At 62.2% G+C, this 25,412-nt stretch carries 10 protein-coding genes; 8 read left to right on the top strand and 2 right to left on the bottom strand.

Annotated features, from left to right (window positions below):
• Nucleotides 1-20: 20 nt before the first annotated feature.
• From OZ428_RS06870 to OZ428_RS06845, 6 genes are all read left to right on the top strand, one after another.
• Nucleotides 21-782 carry a helix-turn-helix transcriptional regulator gene (locus OZ428_RS06870; protein WP_133074520.1) on the top strand — a complete coding sequence of 254 codons (762 nt, stop codon included), beginning with the start codon at nucleotides 21-23 and terminating at the stop codon, nucleotides 780-782.
• A gap of 28 nt (nucleotides 783-810) precedes the next feature.
• Nucleotides 811-2,430 carry an FMN-binding glutamate synthase family protein gene (locus OZ428_RS06865; RefSeq protein WP_038846012.1) on the top strand — a complete coding sequence of 540 codons (1,620 nt, stop codon included), beginning with the start codon at nucleotides 811-813 and terminating at the stop codon, nucleotides 2,428-2,430.
• Nucleotides 2,431-2,441: 11 nt separating this feature from the next.
• The gene (locus OZ428_RS06860; RefSeq protein WP_133074521.1) at nucleotides 2,442-2,726 is read left to right on the top strand and encodes a putative quinol monooxygenase; all 285 of its coding nucleotides are present in this window, start codon (nucleotides 2,442-2,444) and stop codon (nucleotides 2,724-2,726) included.
• A 62-nt stretch (nucleotides 2,727-2,788) separates the two neighbouring features.
• Entirely contained in the window at nucleotides 2,789-3,085 is a 297-nt protein-coding gene (locus tag OZ428_RS06855) for a cupin domain-containing protein (protein WP_133074522.1), read from the top strand.
• 123 nt (nucleotides 3,086-3,208) lie between these two features.
• Nucleotides 3,209-4,324, top strand: a complete 1,116-nt coding sequence (locus tag OZ428_RS06850; protein ID WP_133074523.1) for an OpgC family protein — start codon at nucleotides 3,209-3,211, stop codon at nucleotides 4,322-4,324.
• A gap of 69 nt (nucleotides 4,325-4,393) precedes the next feature.
• The gene (locus tag OZ428_RS06845) at nucleotides 4,394-10,954 is read left to right on the top strand and encodes an NEL-type E3 ubiquitin ligase domain-containing protein (protein WP_269132956.1); all 6,561 of its coding nucleotides are present in this window, start codon (nucleotides 4,394-4,396) and stop codon (nucleotides 10,952-10,954) included.
• 1 nt (nucleotide 10,955) lies between these two features.
• On the opposite strand, the gene OZ428_RS06840 is transcribed toward OZ428_RS06845, so the two are convergent.
• Entirely contained in the window at nucleotides 10,956-12,368 is a 1,413-nt protein-coding gene (locus OZ428_RS06840; RefSeq protein ID WP_269132955.1) for an amino acid permease, read from the bottom strand.
• Nucleotides 12,369-12,803: 435 nt separating this feature from the next.
• Between OZ428_RS06840 and OZ428_RS06835 the strand changes: the two genes are divergently transcribed.
• The gene (locus tag OZ428_RS06835) at nucleotides 12,804-17,666 is read left to right on the top strand and encodes a hypothetical protein (protein WP_269132954.1); all 4,863 of its coding nucleotides are present in this window, start codon (nucleotides 12,804-12,806) and stop codon (nucleotides 17,664-17,666) included.
• Between the two features lie 71 nt (nucleotides 17,667-17,737).
• Nucleotides 17,738-20,857 (top strand): transglycosylase domain-containing protein, encoded by a 3,120-nt coding sequence (locus tag OZ428_RS06830; RefSeq protein WP_269132953.1) that lies wholly within the window; start codon nucleotides 17,738-17,740, stop codon nucleotides 20,855-20,857.
• Here OZ428_RS06830 and OZ428_RS06825 read toward each other — a convergent pair.
• Nucleotides 20,819-25,261 carry a hypothetical protein gene (locus OZ428_RS06825; RefSeq protein ID WP_269132952.1) on the bottom strand — a complete coding sequence of 1,481 codons (4,443 nt, stop codon included), beginning with the start codon at nucleotides 25,259-25,261 and terminating at the stop codon, nucleotides 20,819-20,821. The two genes, OZ428_RS06830 and OZ428_RS06825, sit on opposite strands and share 39 nt — an antisense overlap.
• Nucleotides 25,262-25,412: the final 151 nt, after the last annotated feature.

Here is a 25,412-nt window from a genome sequence, read left to right as displayed (position 1 = left end):
AACCCGATAGGGGTAGATCAATGACCATGTCGCTGCAAGACATCGCCTGGCACCGTGCGGTGGGGCAAATGATAGACGCGTTGGACCAGCCCAACTTCTGGACCCAGCTTGTCCGGTTGCTGGACCAATACGTGCCGTCCGACAGCTGGGTAGCCCTGCTGTTCAGCAGCGCGCACCGCCCGCTGGTGTTCGCCGAATGCCCCGGCGCCGACGGCACGCCGGACCACCTGTTCCAGGACTACCTCAACGGCCTGTACCTGCTCGACCCCTTCTACATCGCCAGCCGCGAACACGCGCGCACCGGGCTTTTGCGTCTGGCCGAAGTGGCGCCGGAACACTTTGAACTCACCGAGTACTACCAGCGCTACTTCCGCCTGAACGTGGTGGCCGACGAAATCCAATTCAATTGCCACCTGCCGGATGGGCGTACCCTGTGCCTGTCGCTGGGCTCGAAGCAGCGCTTTGACCCGCAGCAGATCGCCCTGCTATCGCTGATTCAACCCTGGGTCGTGAGCCTGCTGCGCCAACGCCTGCCCCATGAACTCAGCCAGGTCAGTACGCCGCAGCCGATCCAGAATGATGACTGGGGCGCGCAACTCACCGCCCGCGAGCTGGATGTGGGCCGCTTGATGCTCAGCGGTTGCTCCAGCAAGGAGATCGCTCGTAAGCTGGAAATCTCTGTTGAAACCGTGAAAGTCCATAAGAAACACATCTACAGCAAGTTAGGGATCAAATCCCAGTCAGAGCTGTTCTCGATCTTTCTACAGGCGCAAAACGCCTAGCCGATGAGTCCGAACCAAGGAAAACCGTATGAGCCTGTCGTTATTAAGCCGTTACGCCTTCTTTGCCGTGTGCGTCATTTTCACCCTCGCCAGCCTCCCCTTTATCGAACATGAATGGCTGTGGCCGATTACCCTGGTCACGGGCGTGTTGAGCCTGATCGGTGTGTTCGACCTGCTGCAAAGCCCCCACGCCGTGCGCCGCAACTACCCGATTCTGGGCAATATCCGTTACCTGGTGGAAGCCATCCGCCCGGAAATCCGCCAGTACCTGCTGGAATCCGACAGCGACGCCCTGCCCTTCTCCCGGGCCCAGCGCTCGCTGGTCTATTCGCGGGCCAAGAATGAAACCGCCGACAAACCGTTCGGCACCCTGATCGACGTGTACCAGTCGGGCTTCGAATTCATCGGCCACTCCATGCGCCCGGCACCGCTCAGCGACCCCAGCGCATTTCGCGTGATGGTCGGCGGCCCGCAGTGCACGCAGCCGTACTCGGCGTCGGTGTTCAATATCTCGGCGATGAGTTTTGGTTCGTTGAGCGCCAACGCTATCCGCGCGCTCAACCAGGGCGCCAAGCTGGGCAACTTTGCCCACGACACCGGTGAAGGCAGCATCAGCCCCTACCACCGTGAAAACGGCGGCGACCTGACCTGGGAGTTGGGCAGCGGCTACTTCGGCTGCCGCACCAGCGACGGCCGTTTCGACCCGGAACGCTTCGCCGTGCAGGCGCAGAACCCGCAAGTGCGCATGATCGAAATCAAGATGAGCCAGGGCGCCAAGCCCGGCCACGGCGGCATCCTGCCCAAGCACAAGGTCACCCAGGAAATCGCCGACACCCGCGGCATCCTGATGGGTGAGGACTGCATCTCGCCGTCGCGCCACAGCGCGTTCTCCACACCTATCGAGCTGATGCAGTTCATCGCCCAGTTGCGCGAACTGTCCGGCGGCAAACCGGTGGGCTTCAAGTTCTGCCTGGGCCACCCGTGGGAATTCATGGGCATCGCCAAGGCCATGCTCGAAACCGGCATCCTCCCGGACTTTATCGTGGTGGACGGCAAGGAAGGCGGCACCGGCGCCGCGCCCGTGGAATTCACCGACCATATCGGCGTGCCGCTGCGTGAAGGCTTGCTGTTCGTGCACAACACCCTGGTGGGCCTGAACCTGCGCGACAAGATCAAGCTCGGCGCCAGCGGCAAGATCGTCAGCGCGTTCGACATCGCCAGCGTCCTGGCCATCGGCGCCGACTGGGCCAACTCCGCGCGGGGCTTCATGTTTGCCATCGGCTGCATTCAGTCCCAGAGTTGCCACACCAACAAATGCCCGACCGGCGTGGCCACCCAGGACCCACTGCGCCAACGTGCGCTGGTGGTGCCGGACAAAGCCCAGCGCGTGTTCAACTTCCACCGCAACACGCTCAAGGCCCTCGCGGAAATGCTCGCCGCCGCCGGCCTGGATCATCCGTCGCAGCTGTCGGCCAAGCATCTGGTGCGACGCATGTCGGCGACCGAAATCAAGCTGTTCTCGCAACTGCATGTGTTCCTCAAGCCCGGCGAACTGCTGACCGGCGAGGTGAATGGCGAGTTCTATTCGCGCATGTGGCAGATGGCCCGGGCCGACAGTTTTGAACCCCACGAAGTTGTTGCCGCTTAAGGAGCCGCACCGTGTTGAAGGTCATCGCCGAAGACTTCATCAAACCTGAACATGTAGAGACCGTGCACGGGTGGTACGCCGAGCTGGTGGAAAAAACACGCCAGGAACCACTGTGTATCGCCTACGATTTGTTCATTGATCAAAAAGACCCAGGACACTTTATCTTTGTCGAATTATGGCCCGACCAGGCAGCCCTCGACACCCATTGCCAGACCGAACACTTCACCCGCCTGGTGCCGCAGATCAACGCGTATCAAGCCAAGCCATGCCGAGTGCTGTTGATGGATGCGTTTTGAGCCAAACACCTTTCCCCGCTGAACCGGACCACCGACGGCATCGCTGAAACAAGGAGATTCACATGCCGTTACTGGACTTCGCTGCCATTGCCGCACAACTGCCCGACACCTGGAAATCCACGCGCCTGGGCCAGGTCGGCCCGGCGCATATCAAGGTGCTGCGCATGGATGCGCAGGCCTATGAGGAAGAGACCCACGATTACAACGAAGGGCTGCTGGTGATCAGCGGGTGTTTGCGCCTGAGCATCGCGGATGCCGTGGTGACGGTCAGCGCCGGTCAGATGTACCTCGTAGAAGCCGGCATTGCCCATGGGGTCCTCGCCGGTAGCCAAGGTACCCTGGTGATCATTGATGTCTAGAGACATTCAGTAATACCCAACCTTTGCAATTGTTTACAAATACCGCCAACCTGCGCCCGCCCGACGTGAGGCGCCCTCTCGCCTCTCTGTCACTCCTACTATTTTGTACAAGAGCCCGCTGCCATGCTGAACGGACGCGACCCACGCATCGATTTTTTTCGGGGCCTGGCGTTGATCTTCATTTTCTGGGATCACGTCCCCCACAACCCCCTCGGCCAGATCACCCTGCGCAACCTCGGCTTCAGTGATGCTGCGGAGGTCTTTGTATTCCTCGCCGGCTTCGCCTCGGTGATGGCCTATGGCAAGGTCTTGCAACGCGAAGGCTACTGGATGGCCTGCCTGAAAATCCTCCGCCGCACCTGGGTGCTTTATGTGGTGCATATCTTCTTGCTGGCGATGCTGATGGGCATCGTGTTTTTCGCCAACAGCCACGTGGAGACCCGCGACCTGGTGCAGGAGATGGGCATGACCCACTTCATCACCCATCCGCAACAGGCGTTGCTGGATGAGTTGCTGCTACGCTTCAAGCCCAACCTGATGGACCCGTTGCCGTTGTATATCGTGTTACTCGCCAGCCTGGCATTGGTGTTGCCACTGATGCTGCGCAAACCCCTGGTGGTAGTGGCAGTGTCGCTGACGGTGTACCTGCTGGCGCCGTGGATGGGCTGGAACCTGCGGGCCATCGAAGATGGCGTGTGGTATTTCAACCCGGTCACCTGGCAGCTGCTGTTTGTGCTGGGCGGCGCGGCGGCGATTCGCAGCGGGCAACCCAAGCCCGCCCAGAGCCTGCCCTTGCAGCGTCAGCCGCTGTTTGTGGCAGCGGCGGTGTATGTGCTGGTCACCGGCCTGATCACCGTGTCGTGGCGCTGGCCCGAAATCCATGACGCGTTGATGCCCGCGCTGATCAGCGACCTGATCTACCCCATCAGCAAGACCGACCTGTCGCCAGTGCGCCTGCTGCACTTCCTGGCCTTGGCCTATGTCACCGCCAAACTGCTGCCCGGCGCGGGCTGGACGCAAAACCCGGTCGCCGCGCAAGTGGGCCGCATGGGGCGGTTTTCCCTGGAAATCTTCTGCCTCGGCGTGCTGATTGCACCGCTGGCAGACATGCTCAACGCCATGGCCGGCGACACATTGACCATGCAATTGCTCACCGCTGTCGCGGGTGTGGTGCTGATGGCCGCACTGGGCGCCTGGCTGGATCTGAACAAACGCCTGAGCCAGCCCCGGGCTATATAGGTAGCGCCCGCCACGGCTGGGCGAGTGTTCCCATTTCCTTCCACGTCTCACTGTGAAAGGAAATGGCACATGCCCAACCACCACCTTCTCAACGGTCTCTCCGGCCACTTGCAGTCCAGCGAATCCTGGGGCCGACAACAGGCCCTGGAACTGCTGCGCCAGATCCTGGCGCAATCGATGAGCAGCCTGACCCTCGCGCAACAGCGCGATTATGTGCGACTGCAACGCGAGGCCGTCGCCGCGCTCAAGGCGGTCGAAACAGAAAACGCCGCCTTGGTCGAGCAGTTCAATGTCAATGGCCAGGCGCAGTTGCGCGCCAGGCTCGGTGGCCTCGACCCGAACGAAATCCACATCAACACGCGCTACCTGGAAAAGGTCGATGCGCCCTTGCCCTGGGAGCCGCGCAGCAGCGCCAGCGAGGGCTTGACGCTAAGCTCGCGCTACAGGCGGGCGGTGGATGAGTGGCAATACCGCACACATGAATCAAGGATGACGTTATGGCAGGCCGCGTGCCTGAACTTCGACTTCGGCACCGGCAACCCTCAACAGTCCGGGCACAGCTATGTCGACGCCTCCTACCTGACCGGCGTGGATAAAAAACAGCTGAGCGTCAGCCAGTTCGTCGACATCAGCCGCGAACTGGACCTTGGCGGCCAACTGCATACCACCTTGACCAACACCCTGGGCCAGGGTGGCAAGCTGCACAGCTTGATTGAGGCCAGCACGCGCGCCCACCTGCTGTTCGAAGCGCTGGAGGCCTATCGCAACCGCGCCAGCACGGGCGTGATGCGGGACCGGTACGACGCGCTGGTGGGGGCGATTGACGGCAGCGGCGCGGCGTTGCCGTTCGATACCCTGAGCCTGGACTTCGACACGGCCATCATTCAGACCATACCGTTCGTACCTTCCGGCGAGGGCATTCCGCTGCCCTTGATGCTGATCCATGTCGGCAGCGTGGGCGTGGTGTCCTATTTTCCCTACAGGCCAGGCGGGGCCATGCGTTATCACCTCGACGCCAAGGCTGCCGGTGCGCAACTGCACGCGGACCTCAAGGCAGGCCATAGCGACGACGACCTCGGTTGGTTTTCGCGGCAGTTGCCTATCCGCGAAGTCAATCAGTTCACCCAGCTCTTGCGCGAAGACCCGCGCCCCAAGGGCTTGAGCCTGGTGGCGGGTTTCCTCTATGACGCCTTCCACACGCTATTCCCGGAGAAAACCCTGGATCACCTCAGGTTCATCCACGATCCAAAACCGAGTCGTCCGCAAACCCTCGTACAAGCCCTCACCCAGCGCCATATCCGGCATTACCACACCAACCTCGGCATGCTTGCCACGCGCCGTTCGGAGCGCGACCTGCAAGGCGTGATCGACGGCGCGGCGGCGATTGCCGCCGAGATCATGGAGCTGCTGATGACACCTGTACCGGGCGGCGTCTGGGGCCTGAACCGGATCATGCAAGTCGTGGTCTTCGGCAACCTGGCCTACAGCGTGATCGTCGGCATCGACAAGGCCGCCAAGGGTGAAGCCAGCGAATTTGCCGGCGCCTTGGCCGATGTGGCTGACCTGGCAATCAACGGCCTGCTGATTTCCACCGCCGGGCGTGTCCATCGCCAGCGGATCGAAGGCCTGCTGCAACGTTTGGGCAACCCGCGCAAAGTGACCCGCAGCGACGGCACCCCTGAGCTGTGGAAACCCGATATCACCGCCTATGCCAGCCCCAACCAACGCCTGCTTGACGGCCAGATGCCAAATGCCCAAGGCCTGTACCTGATCAATAACCAGCAGTACGTGCGCGTGCAACAAGGCCAACAGCAGCTCGTGGCGCAAGTCACGGTCGATCCAAAGACCCAGGGCTTCGTGCTCAAGCGCAAGAACGGCAACGGCGTCACCGCGCCCGTGGTGTTCGACCCCAGGCGCCAAGCCTGGGTCCTGGACTTGCACAGTGCCGGCCAACTCTCGGACACCCAGTTGATTGGGCAAATGCTGCCCAACGGCGAAGCCCCCGTGCCCACCGTGCAAATCCGCAACCTGCTGCGCAGCACCGCTGTGTCCCGCGCCACCCTGGATGCCATCTGGGCCGGCGAGCAGCCGCCAGTCAACCTGATCGAAGCCTCCCGCCGTGTACAGGCCGACCGCGTGATCGAGCAACTGAGCAAGGATTTCCATCGCCGCGGCAACCTGCCCGCCCATGCCGGCAGCGCCGTGTTTGCCCTGCTGACCCAACTGCCAGCATGGCCCGCGGAGGCGGTCATTCATGTGCATGACAGTCAAGGCAACTTGCTGGAAAGCCACGCCGCCAGCGCCGACGCCAGCCACGCCATCAACCTCAAGCGCCGCGATGACGGCACCCACGTTGCCCTCGAAGCAGCGGACACCGACCTCGCCACGCAGGAGTCGCTGTTCGAACTGATCCTGCGCCAGCAACCCGCCACCTCCACCCTGGGCAAGGAAGGCAGCCCGCAGCTCAGCGAGACCCAGCGCATCGCCAGGCTGCGTGTACAGATCAGCGCCTTGGCGAGCACACAGCGCATCGCCCTGTTCCAGGCGCTGACCCGTTACAGCGGCCAAGCCCGCCACCAAGTGCCGGAGGGCGACACGGCGCGGGCATTTGTGCCGATCAAGGCCGCGACCAATGGCGTGCAAGCCACGCCCTTGCTGAGCAAACTGCAAGCGCAATTTGCACCGCTGAGCCTGGCCAACCTCAAGCAACTGCTCGACACCCAGCCACTGACCCCGGCCCAGCAAAGCACCTACCTCAAGGACGCCAAGCTGCCCGACAACGTGCGCGAACACCTTGAACAACACCGCACCACCGTGCGCATCGACGCCGTGATCGACAGCCTCTACTACGCGCGGGTGTTCAACCACGACACTGACCTCTGGGTCCGGGAATTTGCCGGCAGCCTGCTGCGCGAGCGCCTCAAGCGCGAGTTTGTCGTCACTGAAATGGCGACCGGGCAGCCCAAGGACCGCTACAAAAGCAGCGGCCCCGACGACACCACCGTCGAGCTGCTGCACTACGGCGACGGCCGCTACGAAGCCTATGACATGCGCAACGCCGGGCCGATCCCGGTATCGCCGGCCACCGACAGTTTCTACCTGGCCATCGCCTCGGTGCTGCAACCCCACGAACGCAGCCTGCTCGGCATGAACTCCGCTACCGATGCCCAAGGCCTGCGCAACACCCTGGGCGACCTGATGAGCGAACGCCGCAGCCCCAGCGGGTTGGTCAGCTTGATGGACTATTCGCTGGGCCAATACCAGAAGCACAACCTGGTGCTGCCGGTCGACTTGCGTCCCAACCCCGAAGGCTTGTACGACTGGCAGGGCGAACAACTGATGGCGCTGTACGGCGCGTTCTACCCGGTGACGTTCGACCAAAAATTGCTGCAATGGCGGCTCAAGCACCCGCATAAAGTCGGCGTCGACACGCCCCGCCTGGAACACAACCGCCACGGCGCCTGGCGCCTGGAAAACGAAAGCCCGCTGAGCTGGGATGACCATCACCTGTTCTCGCGCCTGGGCAGCGATTTCAACGTGAGCCAGGCCACCAGCGAGCGCATCCTGAAACTCACCGATACCCCGCCGCGGGCATTGCGCGAAGTGCATTGCGCCGGCCTGCCACCGCCGCCGCTGTTGAAAGACAGCACCAAGCGCTTCGACATCGAGGCGCAGATCCTGCATTTCATCAAGGCCATGACCACCTATTCGGCCACCCGCACCGCGCGGCCGTCCCTGCAATTGCTGCTGGTGTGCGCCCTGCCGCAGTGGCCGGCCAGCCACGTGCTGCAAGTGCATGACGAGTCGGGCCGAACCACCGCGCATTACCCGGCCGCCAACGCCGACGCGCCGCATAAAGTGCGGATGTCGCAAGCACAAAGCCGCAGCCTCGAACCCCTGCTCAACCTGGTGCGCAACGACGACCTGACCCGCGCCCTGCTCGGCGAGTTGCCCGAGGGCCAGCAAGAGCGCCTGTTCAAACTGGCGAAAAAAATCGCCGAACACGCCTACCGCGAACGCAGCCAACTGTTCGACACGCTGTACGCGCAAAGCGAGCGCAATGGCAACGGCCTGCACAACCGCCTGCGTAACCACTACCCGCAATTGCCCGCCAGTGCGATCCAGGCCTTGCTCGACCACGCGACGCCCAAGGAGCTCAAGCATCTGGGCGAGAAAGACTGGGTACCGCTGCGCCTGGCCGAACAAGCCAGGCTGACCGCCGACGATGTGCGCCTGAACCGCGCCTTCGAAGGCCTGTACCTGACCACCCTGGCCAACCCCGACAGTGAAACAATCATCCTGCATGCGCTCAAGCTGCTGCCCGGTTGGCCCGCCGATGTGCGCGTGGATATTCACCAGGGCAGCGCCAGCGGGCCGCTGCTCGAAAGCGCCGGGCACCTGGCCGGCCGTGACCGCAGGCGGCTAGCGCGGGTCGATGAGCGTTATCAAGCGTATGACGCCGAGGGCAAGCTGATCAGTGAGCAACCCTACGATTTGCTCACCGCGCTGTGGCAGGTACTCGACGACAGCGAACGTAAAGCCCTGGGCGTGGCCGACAGCGGCGACCTGAGCGCGCTACGCAACGCCATCGCCGACCTGGCCCTCAACCAGCGCATTGCGATCAAGGACCTGTTGGGCCTGGCGCACATTCCGTACTGGCTGCAACCGCCGATGCGCGTCGACAGCTCGTTCACCGCCTACCCCTTCACCGTGCAGGACCTGTGGCCGTTCGGTGGGCGCCACTCAAGGGACCTTGTCAACAAAGTACGCGAGCTTTACCCCAGCATGTCCCGCGCCAATGCCAATGACCTGCTTGATTCCCTGGGCCCGAACGAGCCGGCGGCACTGCTTGAGCTGGAACGGCGCAAAGCCGAATACCAAGCCCTCAGATACGGCCTCAACCGCTGGGCGAACGCCGAATACGCCGTGGATGCCGACAATCCGTTAAACCTCAACCAACGACGCATGACCGCACTGAACCTATTGAGCGCCTGGCGCCAGGAAACCCTGCGCCCGTACATTGGCGGGTTGCTCGATGCCCATAGCCTGGAGCTGCAATTGGACGGCAACACCCTGCCGGACGTTGACTTCATCTTGGGCACCCGAGGCTTTGCGCACATTGAGTACCTGAAAATCGCGGGCAATGCTTTTCCGGCCAACGGCGATGCGTTCCTGAGCAAGTTCGCCAACCTGCGCGAGCTGAAACTCGATTGCATGCTCACCCACTTGCCGCCCAGCGTGACCGCCATGGCACATCTGGAAAACCTGGACCTTCAGGACAACGACATCGTCCTCACGCCGGAATCACGCCAACGCCTGGCTGGGCTGACGCAGTTGCAGATACTGGAACTGAGCCACAACCCGCTGGGGTTGACGCCGGATGTCACTCGCATGCACCACTTGCTCAACCTGAACCTACGCCACACCGGCATCAGCGAATGGCCCATCGGCGCCGAACGCCTGACCCAACTGCACAGCGTAGAGCTGCAGGAAAACCAGATCACCACCGTGCCCGAAGCCCTGTTCACCAACCCAGACATGCAACACGCCAACCGCAACACCGAACTGCACGAGAACCCCTTGAGCGCAGCGACGCTGCAACGAATGGCTGAATATCGCCTGCGCACTGGCAGCCGGTTCAACGGCGAGATTCCGGGGCAGGTGCACGCGCCTGTGCACGCTCCAATCCAGCCACCTGTGCATCCCCTGGGCACCTTGGGCCTATGGCTGGCTGGCGTCCCGGAGGCTGAGCATGGCCAACGCCGAATCGTCTGGGACCAACTGCAAGCCAACGAAGGCGCGAACCCCGACGATGTCTTTCGGGTCCTGGGGGATTTAAGAAACTCGGGCGACTACAAGAAGGGTGGCGCCCGAAGGGCAGCCTTGACGGCACGCGTGTGGCGTGTGCTGCAGGCAATGGCCGAGTCCCATGAGCTGCGAGAAGATATCTTTCTGCACACCTATGAGGCCGGCACCTGCGGTGACGGGGCCATTCTGGTCTTCATGGAGATGGAGATCCGCAGCAAGCAACATGCGGCGATGACGCTGCCCAGTTCCAACCAAGCCACTCAAGCACTGAAAAAACTCTTGGATGGGCTGTTCTACCTGCGCCGCCTTGATGATTTTGCTCTCGAGCATATCGAACGGTTGCGCAGCGAACGCGAAGTATGGAACGCGCTAAACCCCACCCTTGAGCCCAAAGCCATGCCCGATGACGTTGAGGTCAAGCTGTACCTGCGCCTGGATATGCGCGTGTCATTCGACTTGCCAATGCAACATGAAAACAGGCTATACAACCCGGGTGAAGACCTGCTGCCCGAGGACCTGAACGCGATTCGCAACAAAATGAACACGCTGAAGTCCACCAATGAGGTGAGCCAGGCTTTGCAGAAAAACGCGACATGGATCAACTACATACGGCGCAGCAGACCGAAACGCTTCAGCATTGTCGAGATTCACACCGATAAAATGATGCAAATACTCAGAGAACAAGTCCCCGACCCGCATTCCGACGAGTATCAGGAGCGCCGCCAATCCATCACAAAACTGAAAGTCGCCGAAAGCGAACGACTCGTCAGCCAGTTCACCCAGAAATTCCTGACCACAGGTGAACTGCCCGCCGATTATTGATTTATTGAGACACCACACGACCCGCAAGCTTGGGCTGCAGGTTGAACGCGTAGTACAGCACCGTCAGTAGCACCAAAAACGCCGGCCCCACATACAGCGCCACGCGGGTGTCCGGGAAGTAGGCCATCAGGCCGACCACCAGCACCAGGAACGCCAGCGCCAGGTAGGAGCTGACCGGGTATAGCCACATGCGGTACTTGAGCCCCGCCTGCTCGGCCGGGCTCAAGCCTTTGCGGAATTTGAGCTGGGCCAGCAGGATCATCAGCCAGGTCCAGATCGCACCGAAGGTGGCGATGGAGGTCACCCAGACAAACACCTGGTCCGGCACCAGGTAATTGAGCAGCACGCCCAGCAGCAAGGCGAAAATCGACAGCAACAGGGCTTTGCGCGGCACGCCATTGCTGGAGGTGGTGCCGAAGGTGGCCGGGGCCTGGCCGTTCTGCGCCAGGCTGTAGAGCATGCGCCCGGTGCTGAAGATGCCGCCGTTGCACGACGACAGCGCGGCGGTGATCACCACGAAGTTGATGATGCCGGCGGCGGTCTTGATGCCCAGGCGCTCGAACGTCATCACGAACGGGCTACCCTGGGTGCCGATTTCATTCCACGGGTAGATCGACAGAATCACGAACAGCGCACCGACGTAGAACAACAGGATGCGCCAGAACACCGAGCCGATCGCACTGGGGATGGTCTTCTGCGGGTTGCGCGCTTCACCGGCGGTGAGGCCGATCATCTCGACGCCCAAGTAGGCGAACATCACCATTTGCAGGGACATCAGCACGCCCTGCACACCATTGGGCATGAAGCCGCCGTGAGCCCACAGGTTGGAAATACCCAACGCCACGCCGTCATTGCCAAAGCCGAACGCGATGATGCCGACGCCACCGATAACCATGGCAATAATCGTGACGATCTTGATCAGCGCGAACCAGAATTCGAATTCACCGAAGGCTTTCACCGCGATGAGGTTGATGGTGCCCATGCTGATCAACGCCGCCAGGGCCCAGATCCAGCGTGGCGTGTCGGGGAACCACACGCCCATGTACACGGCGACGGCGGTGATCTCCGCGACGCAGGTCACCAGCCACAGGAACCAGTAGTTCCAACCGGTGAGAAAGCCCGCCAAAGGGCCGAGGTAATCCTGGGCATACCGGCTGAACGAACCGGCGACGGGGTTGTGCACCGCCATTTCGCCGAGGGCGCGCATGATCACCAGGATCGCCAGGCCGCCGATGATGTACGACAGCATGATCGCCGGGCCGGCCATTTCAATGGCCTTGGCCGAACCGAGAAACAGGCCGACACCGATGCAGGCACCGAGGGCCATGAGGCGAATGTGCCGTTCACCGAGTTCGCGTTTGAGCGGGCCGCCTTGAGCGGTCTCGCCATGGGGCAGTGGGTTGCCGACTGGCATAGGGGTACAACCTCATTTTGTTATTGGATTGTCCGTTGAGTTTCAAGGGAACAAGCCGGTGAGCCTGCGCCCTTGCCGAAACCGGAGCCGCCTCATGGGCGGGCCCTTCTTGCCAGGCAAGATCAGCGGGCATGCAGTATAAAAAGCTCTACATAGGTTCTTTCACCATAAAATCCATTCTATTTAGTGAAAGCAGCTGCTAAAAGCACAAACAACAGGAGCATATACCCTATGCTTCTGGCAATAAACAGCTAGCGAATCGTTGGGAGGTGTTGCAGGACAGCGGCGCTGGCGGCGTTCGCTATCGCGCCCCGGGCAGCTCTATCTCAAGCCGTTCAATCAACGTTGAGTTTCCCCATGGATAAATCGGAAAGCTCGCGATGAAGGTCACGCAGCCAACGGGCAGGCTGGTGTTTTTCCAGCAGGACGCTACGAATGGAGCCCCTTCAACGCCAACAGGCCGACCGCGAGCTGATCAACGGCCTGATCGATCATCTTGCCGGCAACACCCCAGAGGCGACGCTGCCTCTCCCGGCGCACAGCTCGTTGGACAGCTGGTTGCGGTGCTACCGCAAAGCGCAGAACGAACCTTGGCGCAAACAACAGTTGGCCTGGATCATCGATCCCGACAGCCAAGGCTTGCCCCTCCTGAGCCCTGGGCAAATCCTGCGTTTCTACGGCTACCCACAACCGCGCACGCCAGCCGAACGGGGCGTACTGTTGGATGCCTTGCGTACACGTCAGGGTTTCGCCGATACGCCCGGGATCCCAACACTGCACAGCGCTTTCGAGCAGCTTCACCAAGACACGCAAACCCTGGCGCGTGAACTGCGTGCACTGGTCAGTCATCATGATTTGGCCGATGACCCCTTCAACTTATTCGCCTTGTACCGAACGCGGTGCTGGCTGACGTCGAACTCGTTCTGGGCCCGAGCCATGGGCCATGCCGCTACCCTGTTGCAAGCCATGATCGAACATCCAAGCCTTATTGCCCTGGCACCCGCGAGTGACGTTTACACCTTTGATCCTATCGCAGGCACCCTCAGCGGCACGTCGGTCGAGATCAGCCATGCACAACTCTTGGCGCTCCCGCCGCAAGCCCGGTTTGACGAGTTCATGGCCGTCGCCGGGCGCCTGCAAACCTTCATTCATCAGGACGGCCGCTTCAGCCTGGCGCAACTGCTCAACCTGCATCAACTGCCACTGCCCGCCAGCCGCGAGGATGCCTGGGATGTGATCGAGCAACTGCAACAGGCCGAACCGCTGGCGGTGCCGCCCGCCTGCGACTTCGCCAACTCCGACGTAGCGTTGTTGCACTACGACCAGCCCGTCACCGCCCACGCTAAACCGCGCTGGGGCAATTACTGGGAAACCCTGGGGTTGCCCAAGCCGAGCGCGCTGACGCTCTCGGCGCAACAACGCACCGCAGTCAGGGAGGTGGTCGCGGCTTTTCTGCCCGACTCAATCAATGGGCTGCTGACCACGTTGTTGGGCCCCTTGGAACCCACTGAACCTGATGAAAGCCTGCATCAATTACTCAACAGCCCACGCGCGCAGGCACTGGCCGACTGCCTGATCCGCGCGGTCGGCTGGTACGGCCACGCGCCCGATGAACCGACCAACCGCGCCAGCCGTGACGCGCTGGTGCTGGGCGCGCTGATACTCAGCCTGGACCCCCACGCCGGCGAAGTTCGCTATCGCGTTGCCGGGCTCGACCTCAATCACAGCGACTTCTGGGGGCGCGATTACGTCGAACTGCGTCAGGCGGTCGAATTGCACCTGATCGACCGGGGTGTCGCCACCGCGCGCACTACGGCCCTTGCCGCCCACCTGCTACTGGCCGGTGTAGCGCCCGAATGCGTGGTGCGCGACATTCCAGCCTCGTTGTACTTCATGAGTTCCTACGCCTGGATGATCTTCAAGCAAGGCGTTCTACAGGCCGAGGCACTGGCCAGTGGCGCAGCGCGACACATGACATTTATCGAGGTCATGACCCTGGCGACCCAGGAGGCCGCCGCCGATGAACAGCTGTGGTACGAACACTGCGCCACCGCCAGCCTGATTGACTGGGGTGTTGCCCGGAACCTGCTGCACCCTGCGCCCGAAGGTCCAGCCTATTCGCTCGCCGCCATCGAGGCGCTGAAACAGCAACTGGCACCGCGCATGCAAGCCCTCAGGTCCGCCAGCCAACAATTGACCACTGCCCTGGTGACGCGTCGCGCCTTGGCCCTGGCCGATTTGCAACGCGTCTTTCCCAACCATCCCTTGCTGGAAAAACAATGCCTGCGATGGGTCAAGGGCGTCGGCAAAGCCCCGCCGTTTCGGCGCGCCCACCCTTCCCCCCAAAGCCTGGTGGACCTGCACATCAGCGGAGACCTGACGCCGATCCGCCCTGAATGGCACTCGACCGACCGACAACTTGATCTCGCGCGGCTCAAACCCGGTTTCAAATACCTGAACAACATCATTGCCCAGTTCAACCACGCCGCCGAAGCCTATGTGACACGCCTTAAAAGCGCCTATACCCACGCCATACAGTACCTGTTGTCGCAACTGCCCCTGGCTGACAGGCAACTGCTGCTGCACGGCGAACTGCAACTGTGGGTGCTCCGCCAGCCGGCCAAGGTGCCCCTGGATCAGGAGTCAGTCGTGGACAAGATGGCCCGGACCGGGCGTTACGGGGTCCTGCTACGTTGCGAGCAGCGCCCGGTGGTGACGTATTACGAGCTGTTCCCGATGCTCAACCACGTGCGCAAGAACCCACGCCTGCCCATCAGCCTGCAAGCAGGCGGGCAGCCGCTGTCCTTCAACACCGGCAGCCCCACCAGTACTCACCCACGCAGCCAGTTGTATATCGGCAGTCGATTGGCCATTGACTGGTCGGCTTACGTCAAGGGTTCACCGCCCAAGACGGAGCAATGGGCAACCGTGATCACCGACCCGTTGCCCGTTGATATCCCCCAGGCCAGTGACGCAGCTTTTGATTTCGATGCACCGCGATGCCAGGCAATCGCCCAGGCGATCACGCGCCAGCACTTGTTTCTCGATATTGATGCATTGCTTGTGCAGGCACGCGGGTCCAACATCCTGGAGGATCAACAACGCATCAACGATGCCCTGATACGCAACCTGCTCAACCTGGTCCCCTTCTGGTCCTGCGTGCAAGACCTGCGCTCGGGCGATACCCGCCAGGCCATTGAGGGCGCATGGAGCTGTTTCTTCGATGTACTGGGGGTGTTTGCCCCCACTCAAGTGTTTGCCTCGCGCACACTGTCTACCCTGGGCAAAACCTTGCCGGCCAGCCGTAAACTGCTGCAACTGGCATCACTCAGTGCGCGCTATGTGAACGCAACGTTCAACCCACTCGACGGCTTACCGTCGCTGGTGCGCCTCGGCGTCCACGGCTGGGTAAGGCTGAGCAAAGCCGGGCGCCATTTGATGGACACTGCGCTGGGGCACGCGCGGCAACGCTTGGCCAAGGGCAGTGGCCTGGACTACAGCCGCCTGCTCGAACGGGCCGATGTGGACAACGCGCGCCTGTTTCATGCCGAGACGGTAACCCACCTGCCGGTCATCCATCGTCCCGCAGCCTGGTATGGCTTCGACCCTTTCAGCAGCCGGCCCTATGGTCCGCCACTGGGTGACCTGCGCCTGGATTCGGCGCTGGTCACCCACCCGATGCGCAGCGTCGACGGCTATCAGGCCCGTGTGGTGAAGCGCCTGTTTGAAACGCCGCCGTTGATCATCCCCCGTGCCGACGCCACCGACCTTCTTGAGCGTAATCATCTCTGGCGATTAGCCCCGCACAACCCCGCACAGTTGAACGACATCACCAGCGCCGCCTATATTCGACTCAGCGATGCCCTTGAGAGCACTTGCCCGCTCGGCCGGGCAAAACGCAGCCCGGTGCCCATTGTCTGCTTCAGCAAAAAACTCTATCCCTTCCTGGGCTCCATCCATAAACGCCGGGTCCAGGCCCTGGACCATATCCGACTGATTCCAGGACCGGTTATCGGGGGCGCCAACCGCCGACTGGTGCTGCACCGCCGGGTATACGAGGTCGTCGTGACGCTGAGCGATTTCGAGCTCAGGCCACTGCGGCCACGCACGCCCTTGACCTACAAACAGCAGGTCAGCGCCCAACGGATCGACAACGAACCCCAGTTCGGCCTGCCTGGCGACAAGCTGGATAACCTGCTGAACCGCCAGACCCAAGTCGTGCGCCTGGCCGGCATTCACGACGGCATAGACGACAGCCGCACCCTGCGAGCAGCGGTCATCACCTTGCCAGGCAGCCCGAATGGCACCCAGTGGGTCGTCGAGGCCGACACTGGCGTGTTTTACGCGACCACCGCCACGCCCACGGGCCCCTTGCACTTGCGGCAATTGGATTACAGCCTGGACGGTGAAGACAGGGCACTGATCCGGGCTTTCTGCGATTGGCGCAACCAGCACCTGAATGCGGGAGGACTGATCCCGGACCAGCCGTTGGTCGCTCTGCCCACCCTGGAAACCCTTTACCGCCAACTGACACGCCGCGGTTTCGATGCCGCGCGCCTGGCTCGGCTGCGCACCCAAGCCAGCCGGCTTAGCGTACTCAAACAACGGGAGTTATTGCTGAACGCCTCCGACCAGGGCCGGCGCCTGGACATCCAGGTGGTCAACCGACCGATCCAACTGGACATCTGGCCACCCCGCCCGAATGTGCCCGGTGGTGCCAACGCCCAACAGATCAATCGCTATTTGGCGGAGCGGGCTAGAGAGAGCACTTTGGCCGTGGTGGAAAAAACCGGCGTTGGCTCGGCCAACACCCTCGGCCTGGGCCCCGCCGAAATGCAGCGTTGGCGGGTAGCCGAGCCCGTCGTGATGTGGGAGTACAGCAAAATGGGCCATCCCAATTACACCGAAGTCATCCTCAAGACAGGCGCAGGCAATTGCGACCAGATGGCCCACATCGCCTGCGAGCTGATCCGTACAAACGGTGGTACTGCGAGTGTCTGGGGCACACGGCCGGCTGGGCATGCGTTTGTCGTGGTGGGCACGCCACCGCCAGGCTTGGTACAAACCATCAACTTCGGTGAAGTCGGGTGGGACGACGTGTGGATCAGCGATCCGTGGTCGACGGTCACCAGCGCAGCGGCTGATTACATCCACGCACTGAATATCAAAATGATCGAATGGGATCTGCTGGATATCTCGGTGTTTTTCAAGAGTGCCGGGGCTTATCGATGGGCGCGAGCCAATGATCCGGCCTGGCTCGCACGCCTGACCCTCAGCGATAAACTGCCAATACCTTAAAACGCCAGGATCACCGCCATCGACTAAGCTTTCAGCAAGTCCGATCAATCTGCGTGCAGGATCAATCGACTATGGGCGCACTGTGGCAAACCGACTCGACCCAGGCTGCGAAAGTACAAGGCAGTTCGGACCCAGCGCCGTCACCCGAAAACAAACCCCGGCCCCGTTACGCCCGCCGCCTGTTCTGGCTCATCGTGCTGATGGGCCTGATTGCCCTGGGGTTTGCCGCCGCCAAAGAAATGCGCACCTCACGCCTGCAGGCCCAGGAACTCAGCCGCCTGGCCCGCGACCTGACCTATCAGGTCAAACCCGGCCCCAGTGACGCCATTGCCTACCCCGGCGCCGGCCCATTCGACCGCCGCCTGGGCTACAGCGACCTCGATACGTTCCTGCCGCGCTTGCTCAAGCGCGGGTATGTGATCGAGGCCCAGGCACGTTTCTCGCCTGAATTGATGGACTACAGCGCCAAGGGTTTTTTTGTGCCCTATGTGGAAAAAATCCAGGCGGGATTGTCGATCACCGATTGCCGTGCAGTCCCGTTGTATCAGTACAACTACCCGCAACAGCTGTACGCCAGCTTCGCCGCGATCCCGCCGTTGGTGACCCACAGCCTGTTGTTTATCGAAAACCGCGACCTGCTCGATCCCGCCCAACCCCAGGCCAACCCTGCCGTGGACTGGCCGCGGTTTGCCAAGGCGGCGTGGTCGCAAGTGGCCAAGCTGTTACACCTGCCGGGCCAGAGTGCCGGCGGCAGCACCCTGGCGACCCAGTTGGAAAAATACCGCCATTCGCCGGACGGCTTGACCCTGTCGGGCGGCGAGAAACTGCGGCAGATGTTTTCCGCCGCCGTGCGCGCCTATCACGATGGGCCGCAGACCCTGCCTGCACGGCAGAATATCCTGCGCGACTACCTCAACAGCGTGCCGCTGTCCGCCGTGCCCGGCCATGGCGAAGTGCATGGCATGGCCGAAGGTTTACGGGTGTGGTACGGCGCCGATTTCAACCAGGTCAACCAGGCGCTGACCGGACCGGTCAACGCGGCGCAAGGCTTGGCATTGCGCCAGGTGCTGTCGCTGATCATCGCCCAGCGTCGGCCTTCGCATTACCTGGCCAGAGGCCGCAAAGAACTCGCCCAGCTCACCGACAGCCACCTGCGCCTACTGGCGCAGAATGGCGTGATCGAACCGGCGTTGTTGCAGGCCGCACTGGCGAGCCAGGTCACCTATCGCGACTGGGCGCAGCAACCCACGATTCAACCGATCGAAACCAACAAAGGCATCAGCGTCGCCCGCAGCCGCCTCGCCGCGCTGCTCGACCGGCCGCTGTACGACCTGGACCGCCTGGACCTGTCCGCGACCTCCACCCTGCAAGCAGAGCTGCAAGGCCAGGCCACCGACTACCTGCGGCATCTAGCCGACCCGGAGTACGCCCGCCAGATCGGCTTGCTCGGTGAGCGCCTGCTCACCCCCGCCAGCACCGCTCAAGTGCGCTACAGCTTCACCCTGTTCGAACTGACGCCCGACGGTTCGCGTGTGCGCGTGCAGACCGACAACACCGACCAACCCTTTGATATCAACGAAGGCAGCAAGCTGGAACTGGGCTCCACGGCTAAGCTGCGCGTGCTCACGACGTACCTGCAAATCATCAGTGAACTGCACGACAAGTACGCGGAAAAGGCGCCGGCTGAGCTGAAGAAAATCCCGGTGGATGACCAGGATCGCCTGAGCCGCTGGGCCCTCGACTACCTGATCCAGACCTCGGACAAATCCCTGTCCAAGATGCTCGACGCCGCTCTTGACCGCACCTATTCGGCCAACCCCGGCGAACGCTTTTTCACCGGCGGCGGCCTGCACACCTTCCACAACTTTCGCAGCCAGGACAACGGCCGCAACCCGACCTTGCGCGACGCCCTGCGCGAATCGATCAACCTGCCATTCATCCGCCTGATGCGCGACGTGGTGCGCTACGTCACCTACGCCGGCGAAAACAACAGCGCCGAACTGCTCAAGGACGATAGCGACCCGCGCCGCCAGGAATACCTCGCCGGGTTTGCCGACCGTGAAGGCACCACCTTCCTGCGCAAGTTCTGGAAGAAGTACCAGAAAAAAGACACCCAGGCGCGCCTGGAAACCTTCCTCGACAGCCTGCGCCCCACGCCGATCCGCCTGGCCGCCGTGCACCGCTACCTGTTGCCCAATGCCAGCCAGGAGAGTTTCAACCTGTTTGTGCGCGCCCACATGACCGGCGTTAAAAGCACGGTCAAGCTCACCGACGAGCGCCTGGAAAAACTCTACAAGGATTACGGCCCCGGCACCTACGACCTGCCCGACCAAGGCTATATCGCCAAGGTGCACCCGCTGGACCTGTGGTTGCTGGGTTTCCTGCTCAATCATCCCGATGCCACCCTCACTGACGCGGTCAAGGCCAGCCAGTTCGAACGCCAGGAGGTCTACAGCTGGTTGTTCAAGAGCCGCCATCAGAGCGCGCGGGACAGCCGCATCCGCACCATGCTGGAGATCGAAGCGTTCCTGGATATTCATCAACGCTGGAAGTCCGTGGGCTACCCCTTCGACCATCTGGTGCCGTCGCTGGCCACCGCCATCGGCAGCTCCGGCGACCGCCCCGCCGCGCTGGCGGAACTGATGGGGATCATCCTCAATGACGGTGTGCGGCCTCGCGTGCTGCGCGTCGACACCCTGCATTTTGCCGCCGACACCCCGTATGAAACCCGCATGGTCAACGACCCGGCACCGGGCAAACGGGTGATGCCAGTCGAGGTGGCCCAAGCCTTACGCGGCGCGCTGTCCCAGGTGGTGGATGCCGGCACCGCCAAACGCGTCGCCGGCAGTTTCAAACTGGCCGACGGCACGCCCCTGGCCATGGGCGGCAAGACCGGCACTGGTGACAATCGTATCGAGGCAATTGGCGCGGGTGGGCGGATTCTCAGTTCAAAATCCATCAACCGCACCGCAACCTTTGTGTTCTACCTCGGCGAGCACCACTTCGGCACGTTGACCGCGTTTGTACCCGGCCAGTCCGCCGAACACTTCACCTTTACCTCGGCGTTGCCGGTGCAGGTGCTCAAGGGCATGGCGCCGATCCTGTTGCCGTACCTGCAGCCTGGCGAGCACACGCAATGCGTGCCCGGCCCATTAGTCGACGCTGAAAAACACCCGCCGCGCCAGGGGTAGTCCAATGGCCGAGCGATGAATCTCCAGCGCCTTGCCTCCCGCAGACTCGGCACGCGCCTGGGCTTTTCGCCCCAGACGGTTCTGTTCGGGAGTTTTCAGATGACCGGCACTGAAATGCTCATCCAGCGCCTGAGCTCGTGCGTAATGGAAGTGGGCATAGGCCAACACTTTTGGGGGCTGCACGGCCTCCACTCGGTACACCTGCAAGTAATCCACAGGCGGCCCCTTGAGCATGACCCGTGGCCCCTCCCGCACAATGCGGACTTGATTGTGCTGATGCAGAAACACGAGGCCGTCCAGGGTCAACACGTTGTCGCACGTGGCGCGAATCCGCACAGCCAGCCCTGCCTCGTTCAGCCGCGTCACCGCCTTGCGCAGACCCGCTTCGGCCGTGCGGGCATTGGCTTGCTGCACCGCGGCCAAACGAGGCGTGCCCTCGCTGTTCAATTTGTCGCGGATTTTGTTGGCCAGCCAAAGGTGTCGACGCGCTTCGGCTTCGAGCAGGTCTTGCAGGGAGGCCAGGTCATTGGCGCGGGCGGCTAATTTGTCGACGTTGGCAATGGCGCTTTCGACCTCCTGCAACAGCGTGCCGGCGCTCTTCAGCAGGCTGCCCAATTCGGGGTCGGGACGTGGCACCCGCGTTGGCGGCGCCTCTTCCCAGACGCCGTCATCAGCCTCGTTGAAGGTGCCGATCACACTCCCGCTGGCATCCGTCAACTGTGCCGCGGTGCTGCTCTGCGACTCCGTACGGGCCACCAGCAGATCACGGTTGCGCATACGAATGATCTTCTTGTTGCGCTGAACAGGAACGGGCTTGGGCTTCGGCACGTCAGGTGACACAGGCCGCAGTAATACCGTCAGGTCACGTTCCACCTGCACATGCAGCGTGGTGAGCAGTTGCTGAAGTTTTCCAAGATAATCCAGCTCGAACTTTTCCGGTTCCATCGCGCGCCAGAATTCGATCTGGTCATCAGTCTGGGCGAAGACGTGGTCGATGCTGTCGAGCAGCTCAATCCGTTCGGCATCGCTCGCCTGCACCTGCGCCAACTCTGCCAGCGAACGGCTGGCCCAACGTGCGCGCACGATGGTTTCGGACATGCGCTCAAACAGATTGTCCTCAAACACAGGCCCCGGCACGTCGATGGCCAGCCCCCACAAGGTACTCAATTGCAAGGACTGCAGGTCCAGCAAAGAGGGCCGTACTGGCGTTTCGGCGATCAGCGCAGCCGCCTTATCGCGTCCAAACCGAGGGACTTGCTGCAGCGCGTTCAGGTAGCGGTCTTCCTGGCTGCGCCAGTGAATCGCCTGATCATAACTGGCCGCCAGCACACGCATGCCCTGGTTCAGCGCGGCATGGGCCTGGGCGTCACCGCCTTCGTCGGAACGTTTGAGCAACGGGACTACCCGAGCGTTGGCCTGTCGCACCTCGGTGCTCATCTGGATGTCGATCAATTGCAGGGTGAGCACGATGGACTCCAGCAGTTGACTCAGCTCCGCTTCATAACGTGGTCGTGGTGCCAGCTCGCGCAAGCGCCGCAGCATGCCCAACTCGGCTATGGATTGCCGGGCCTTGTCCTCCAGCGCCTTGCGGTAGCGGGCCTGGGCCTGACTGCGTTGCTGTTCGTCGCCCGTTTCCTGAAGGTGCTGCAATAGGTTGCGCGCAATTTCCATGGCGCGCTGCAACCGCGTACGTTCAACAACGGCTTGCTGGTACTGGGCTTCCAGCAGTGGGCGGTCAACCGGTGTGGCGTGCACTGGGTCGGCACCGCCGCTCAAGCGCAGTTGCAGGTCGAGATCCCAGCTTGCGCCACCTTCGGCTTTAAGCCACGGCCCCTGGCGGCTGCCATCGGCGCTGATGATCCGCACCCGCCCCTGTTCTATGCGCACGCGAAAAAGCTGACCCCGTACCAGCGCCTGCCACTGTTGCTGAACCCGCAGCAAGCCTTGCCAAGCGCCACTTTGCTGAGCGCCCGGCAGCGTCTTTGGCCAAGGTTTTGGGAACGTGCGCAGGCTCAATGCATTCAGGCGAATTTGCATAGGCGGCGTCAGCACATCACGGGCATTGGCCCAGGCGGCAGGGGCGACAAAAGGCGCGGGCGTCGGAATCCGCGTGAGCGGCACGCTGGGGGGGTCATCCTTGGGTTCGAACACCGCGTGTTCGAGGTCCAGATGCTGCTGCACATCATGGGGCGTGGCCTGGTGCGCGATGATCACCATCAGATTCACCAGTACATCCAGCATCGCCGCACTGCGAGCTTGTGGATCGCTGCTTTGCAACCCGGCGATGTCTTTCCCTGCACTGTCCATCACCTGCACCAGCCAACCGACGAGCATCAGCGGGCCGCTCAACAGGGGTTGCAGCGTGCCGAACAGCAGCCAGCCGATGCGCTTGATACTGGCCCAGCGTTGCTCGGCATTCGACACCGACTGGCGGTCGGCCAGCGCCACCAACGCCTGGGCAGTGGCGGTAAACAGCTGCCAGGCCGGGTCGCCGCTGGAGACGGTTTTGCTCAACTGGGCGGGTGCGGGTGTGTCATAACGGCTGAACTCGTCGCCCGGCAGAAAGTGCCGTACATGGGGCTCGCGAAAACCACCATTGGCGTATATCGCCTGGCGCCGAGGTTCTATCCAGGTCAACACGCTCTCCTGCACCGCGCCCGGTTGTTTGATCGCTTCGAACAAGGCGTCGAGCGTGGCAAATTCCAGTAACGGCGGCTCGAACAATGGCCGGTACAGCAAGTGGCAGCCGTCGGCCCCTTGTTGCGGGCCAACAATGAACACATTCGCCACCGTGTCCGCCGTCGACCGAGCCGTGGCCTTGAATGCCAACGGCCACAACCCCATGCCTTGACGTTCCGCGGCTGTGGCTTGCAGTGCCGCGCGCAGCCGGCGAAAGCCTTCGTGGGTAAGGCCATGCTCGCCTTTGATCTGCCACTCCAACGCTTGCATCGGCAGCTGGATGCGCAGTTGCTGGCCGAAACGCTGGCGACGGCGGGCCGCTTCGGTCTGGTCATCGATCAGGTGCTTTTTCAGCAGGGTCGGGTAGGTCTGGCCGACGTCGATGCGCGTCACACAGGCCTTGAGCTCGTCATAACTCAAACCGGCCGGGCTGATGGCCTTGGCGGTGTAGGGAAACCCGGCCAGGTTTTCCAGGGCCAACTGCGTCAGGCTCACCTCGACACGCTCGACCTCGCCCGCTACGAAGCCGCCGGGCACCGGTACTGCGGCGGCGATCACGCGCTCGAAGGTCAGGGTGATGTCGTCCGGTTTGAGGTGGGCCGCCTTGGGTTCATTGCGCAGGCAGGTTTGCAGCTGCTCGCTCGCGTACCCTTTCAGGGTGGGGATAGCGTCCAGAAAATGCGCTGTGCCGTGCTGCTGGCGGTCGAGTATCAAGGCCTGCAGCAACTGCGCATAGGCGATGCTCGCGCCAGCATCGGCATGCAGTAGCCACAGCGGCAACTTGTCGTGCAGGTCGTGCTGGCGATCACTCAGCGGGCGCACAAACCAGCGCTGGCTGTCGGTGATCATGCCCAGCTGCGTTTGATAATCCTCCAGCAGGCGCGGCACCTGGGGGTTGAGGTTGGCAATGTCGTGCAATTGGCGCTGCAAGTAACTGGCGGCCAAGGCATCAAAGGGATCGCCCTGGACCTCGGCGGTAAACCACGATCCCCTCTGGCGAGTGTAAGCCGGCAACAACGCTTGCAGCGCATCGAGGTCAGCCAGCGCCTGCACGCCGCTGGCCGGGCTGAACAACCAATAGCTCGTTTGAGACGGCTGACTGAACAACAACAGCGGCAACATCTGCGCCGGCTGCTGCAGATGCACAGTTTGCACACGCAGCGTCGAGCTACGGGCACTCCACAGGCGATCGGGTCGACGTGCGTGCAGTTGTGCCCTGGGGAATGTCGCGTCAAAGCGTTGCCGGGCCATGCCCGGTGGGGGGGAGGAATCGAAAAGCAACTCCAACAGCTCGTCCGATAGATAGCCCCAGCGCGTCATCTCCACCGGCAGCGCTTCACGCCACCAGGCTTGCAGGCGCTGACCATAGAGCGTCAACAGTGTTGCTCCGCAGTGATTGATCAACGACTCAATCTCGGCAAGGCTCGGGCCGACCGACGCGTAGCTCTCGCGGACACGCAGGAACACCTGATGATACTGCTCCACCAGCAGCGTCGGGCGTGCGGCGGCCAGGCGCTGCAATACCCAGTCAGGCAATGGTCGATAAGGCCCGCTGGGTGCCGCAACAACCAGGTGACCGGCAGCATAGTGACGCCCGGCGAAATGCAGGTCCAGGTAGGCCTGGACACTGTCGTTGGCGACGTCGTTCAGGGACGGAGGATCGCTGAAAAGCGCCAGCACCTCCTGGATACGAAGGTGTCGCAAGGACGTAGCGGAAACGGTCATCAACTCAGTTCTCGGTGACATTCAAACCGCCACCCTAACGCTGTCGCCTCCCTACCCCGCACTACACAATTACCTCACCGCAAGCTTACCGATGCTGGCGTGGAACTCCCACACGCAGCAGCAACTTGGCCGATGGCGCTCCCCCGCCCGG

Source organism: Pseudomonas sp. GXZC (assembly GCF_026967615.1).
Lineage (GTDB): Bacteria > Pseudomonadota > Gammaproteobacteria > Pseudomonadales > Pseudomonadaceae > Aquipseudomonas > Aquipseudomonas azotoformans_A.
This window is presented reverse-complemented; position numbering and strand designations above follow the sequence as displayed.

Coding starts and splice junctions, on each gene's coding strand:
- OZ428_RS06870 (WP_133074520.1), top strand. CDS start 21: ATGACCATGTCGCTGCAAGACATCGCCTGGCACCGTGCGGTGGGGCAA.
- OZ428_RS06865 (WP_038846012.1), top strand. CDS start 811: ATGAGCCTGTCGTTATTAAGCCGTTACGCCTTCTTTGCCGTGTGCGTC.
- OZ428_RS06855 (WP_133074522.1), top strand. CDS start 2,789: ATGCCGTTACTGGACTTCGCTGCCATTGCCGCACAACTGCCCGACACC.
- OZ428_RS06850 (WP_133074523.1), top strand. CDS start 3,209: ATGCTGAACGGACGCGACCCACGCATCGATTTTTTTCGGGGCCTGGCG.
- OZ428_RS06845 (WP_269132956.1), top strand. CDS start 4,394: ATGCCCAACCACCACCTTCTCAACGGTCTCTCCGGCCACTTGCAGTCC.
- OZ428_RS06840 (WP_269132955.1), bottom strand. CDS start 12,368: ATGCCAGTCGGCAACCCACTGCCCCATGGCGAGACCGCTCAAGGCGGC.
- OZ428_RS06835 (WP_269132954.1), top strand. CDS start 12,804: ATGGAGCCCCTTCAACGCCAACAGGCCGACCGCGAGCTGATCAACGGC.
- OZ428_RS06830 (WP_269132953.1), top strand. CDS start 17,738: ATGGGCGCACTGTGGCAAACCGACTCGACCCAGGCTGCGAAAGTACAA.
- OZ428_RS06825 (WP_269132952.1), bottom strand. CDS start 25,261: ATGACCGTTTCCGCTACGTCCTTGCGACACCTTCGTATCCAGGAGGTG.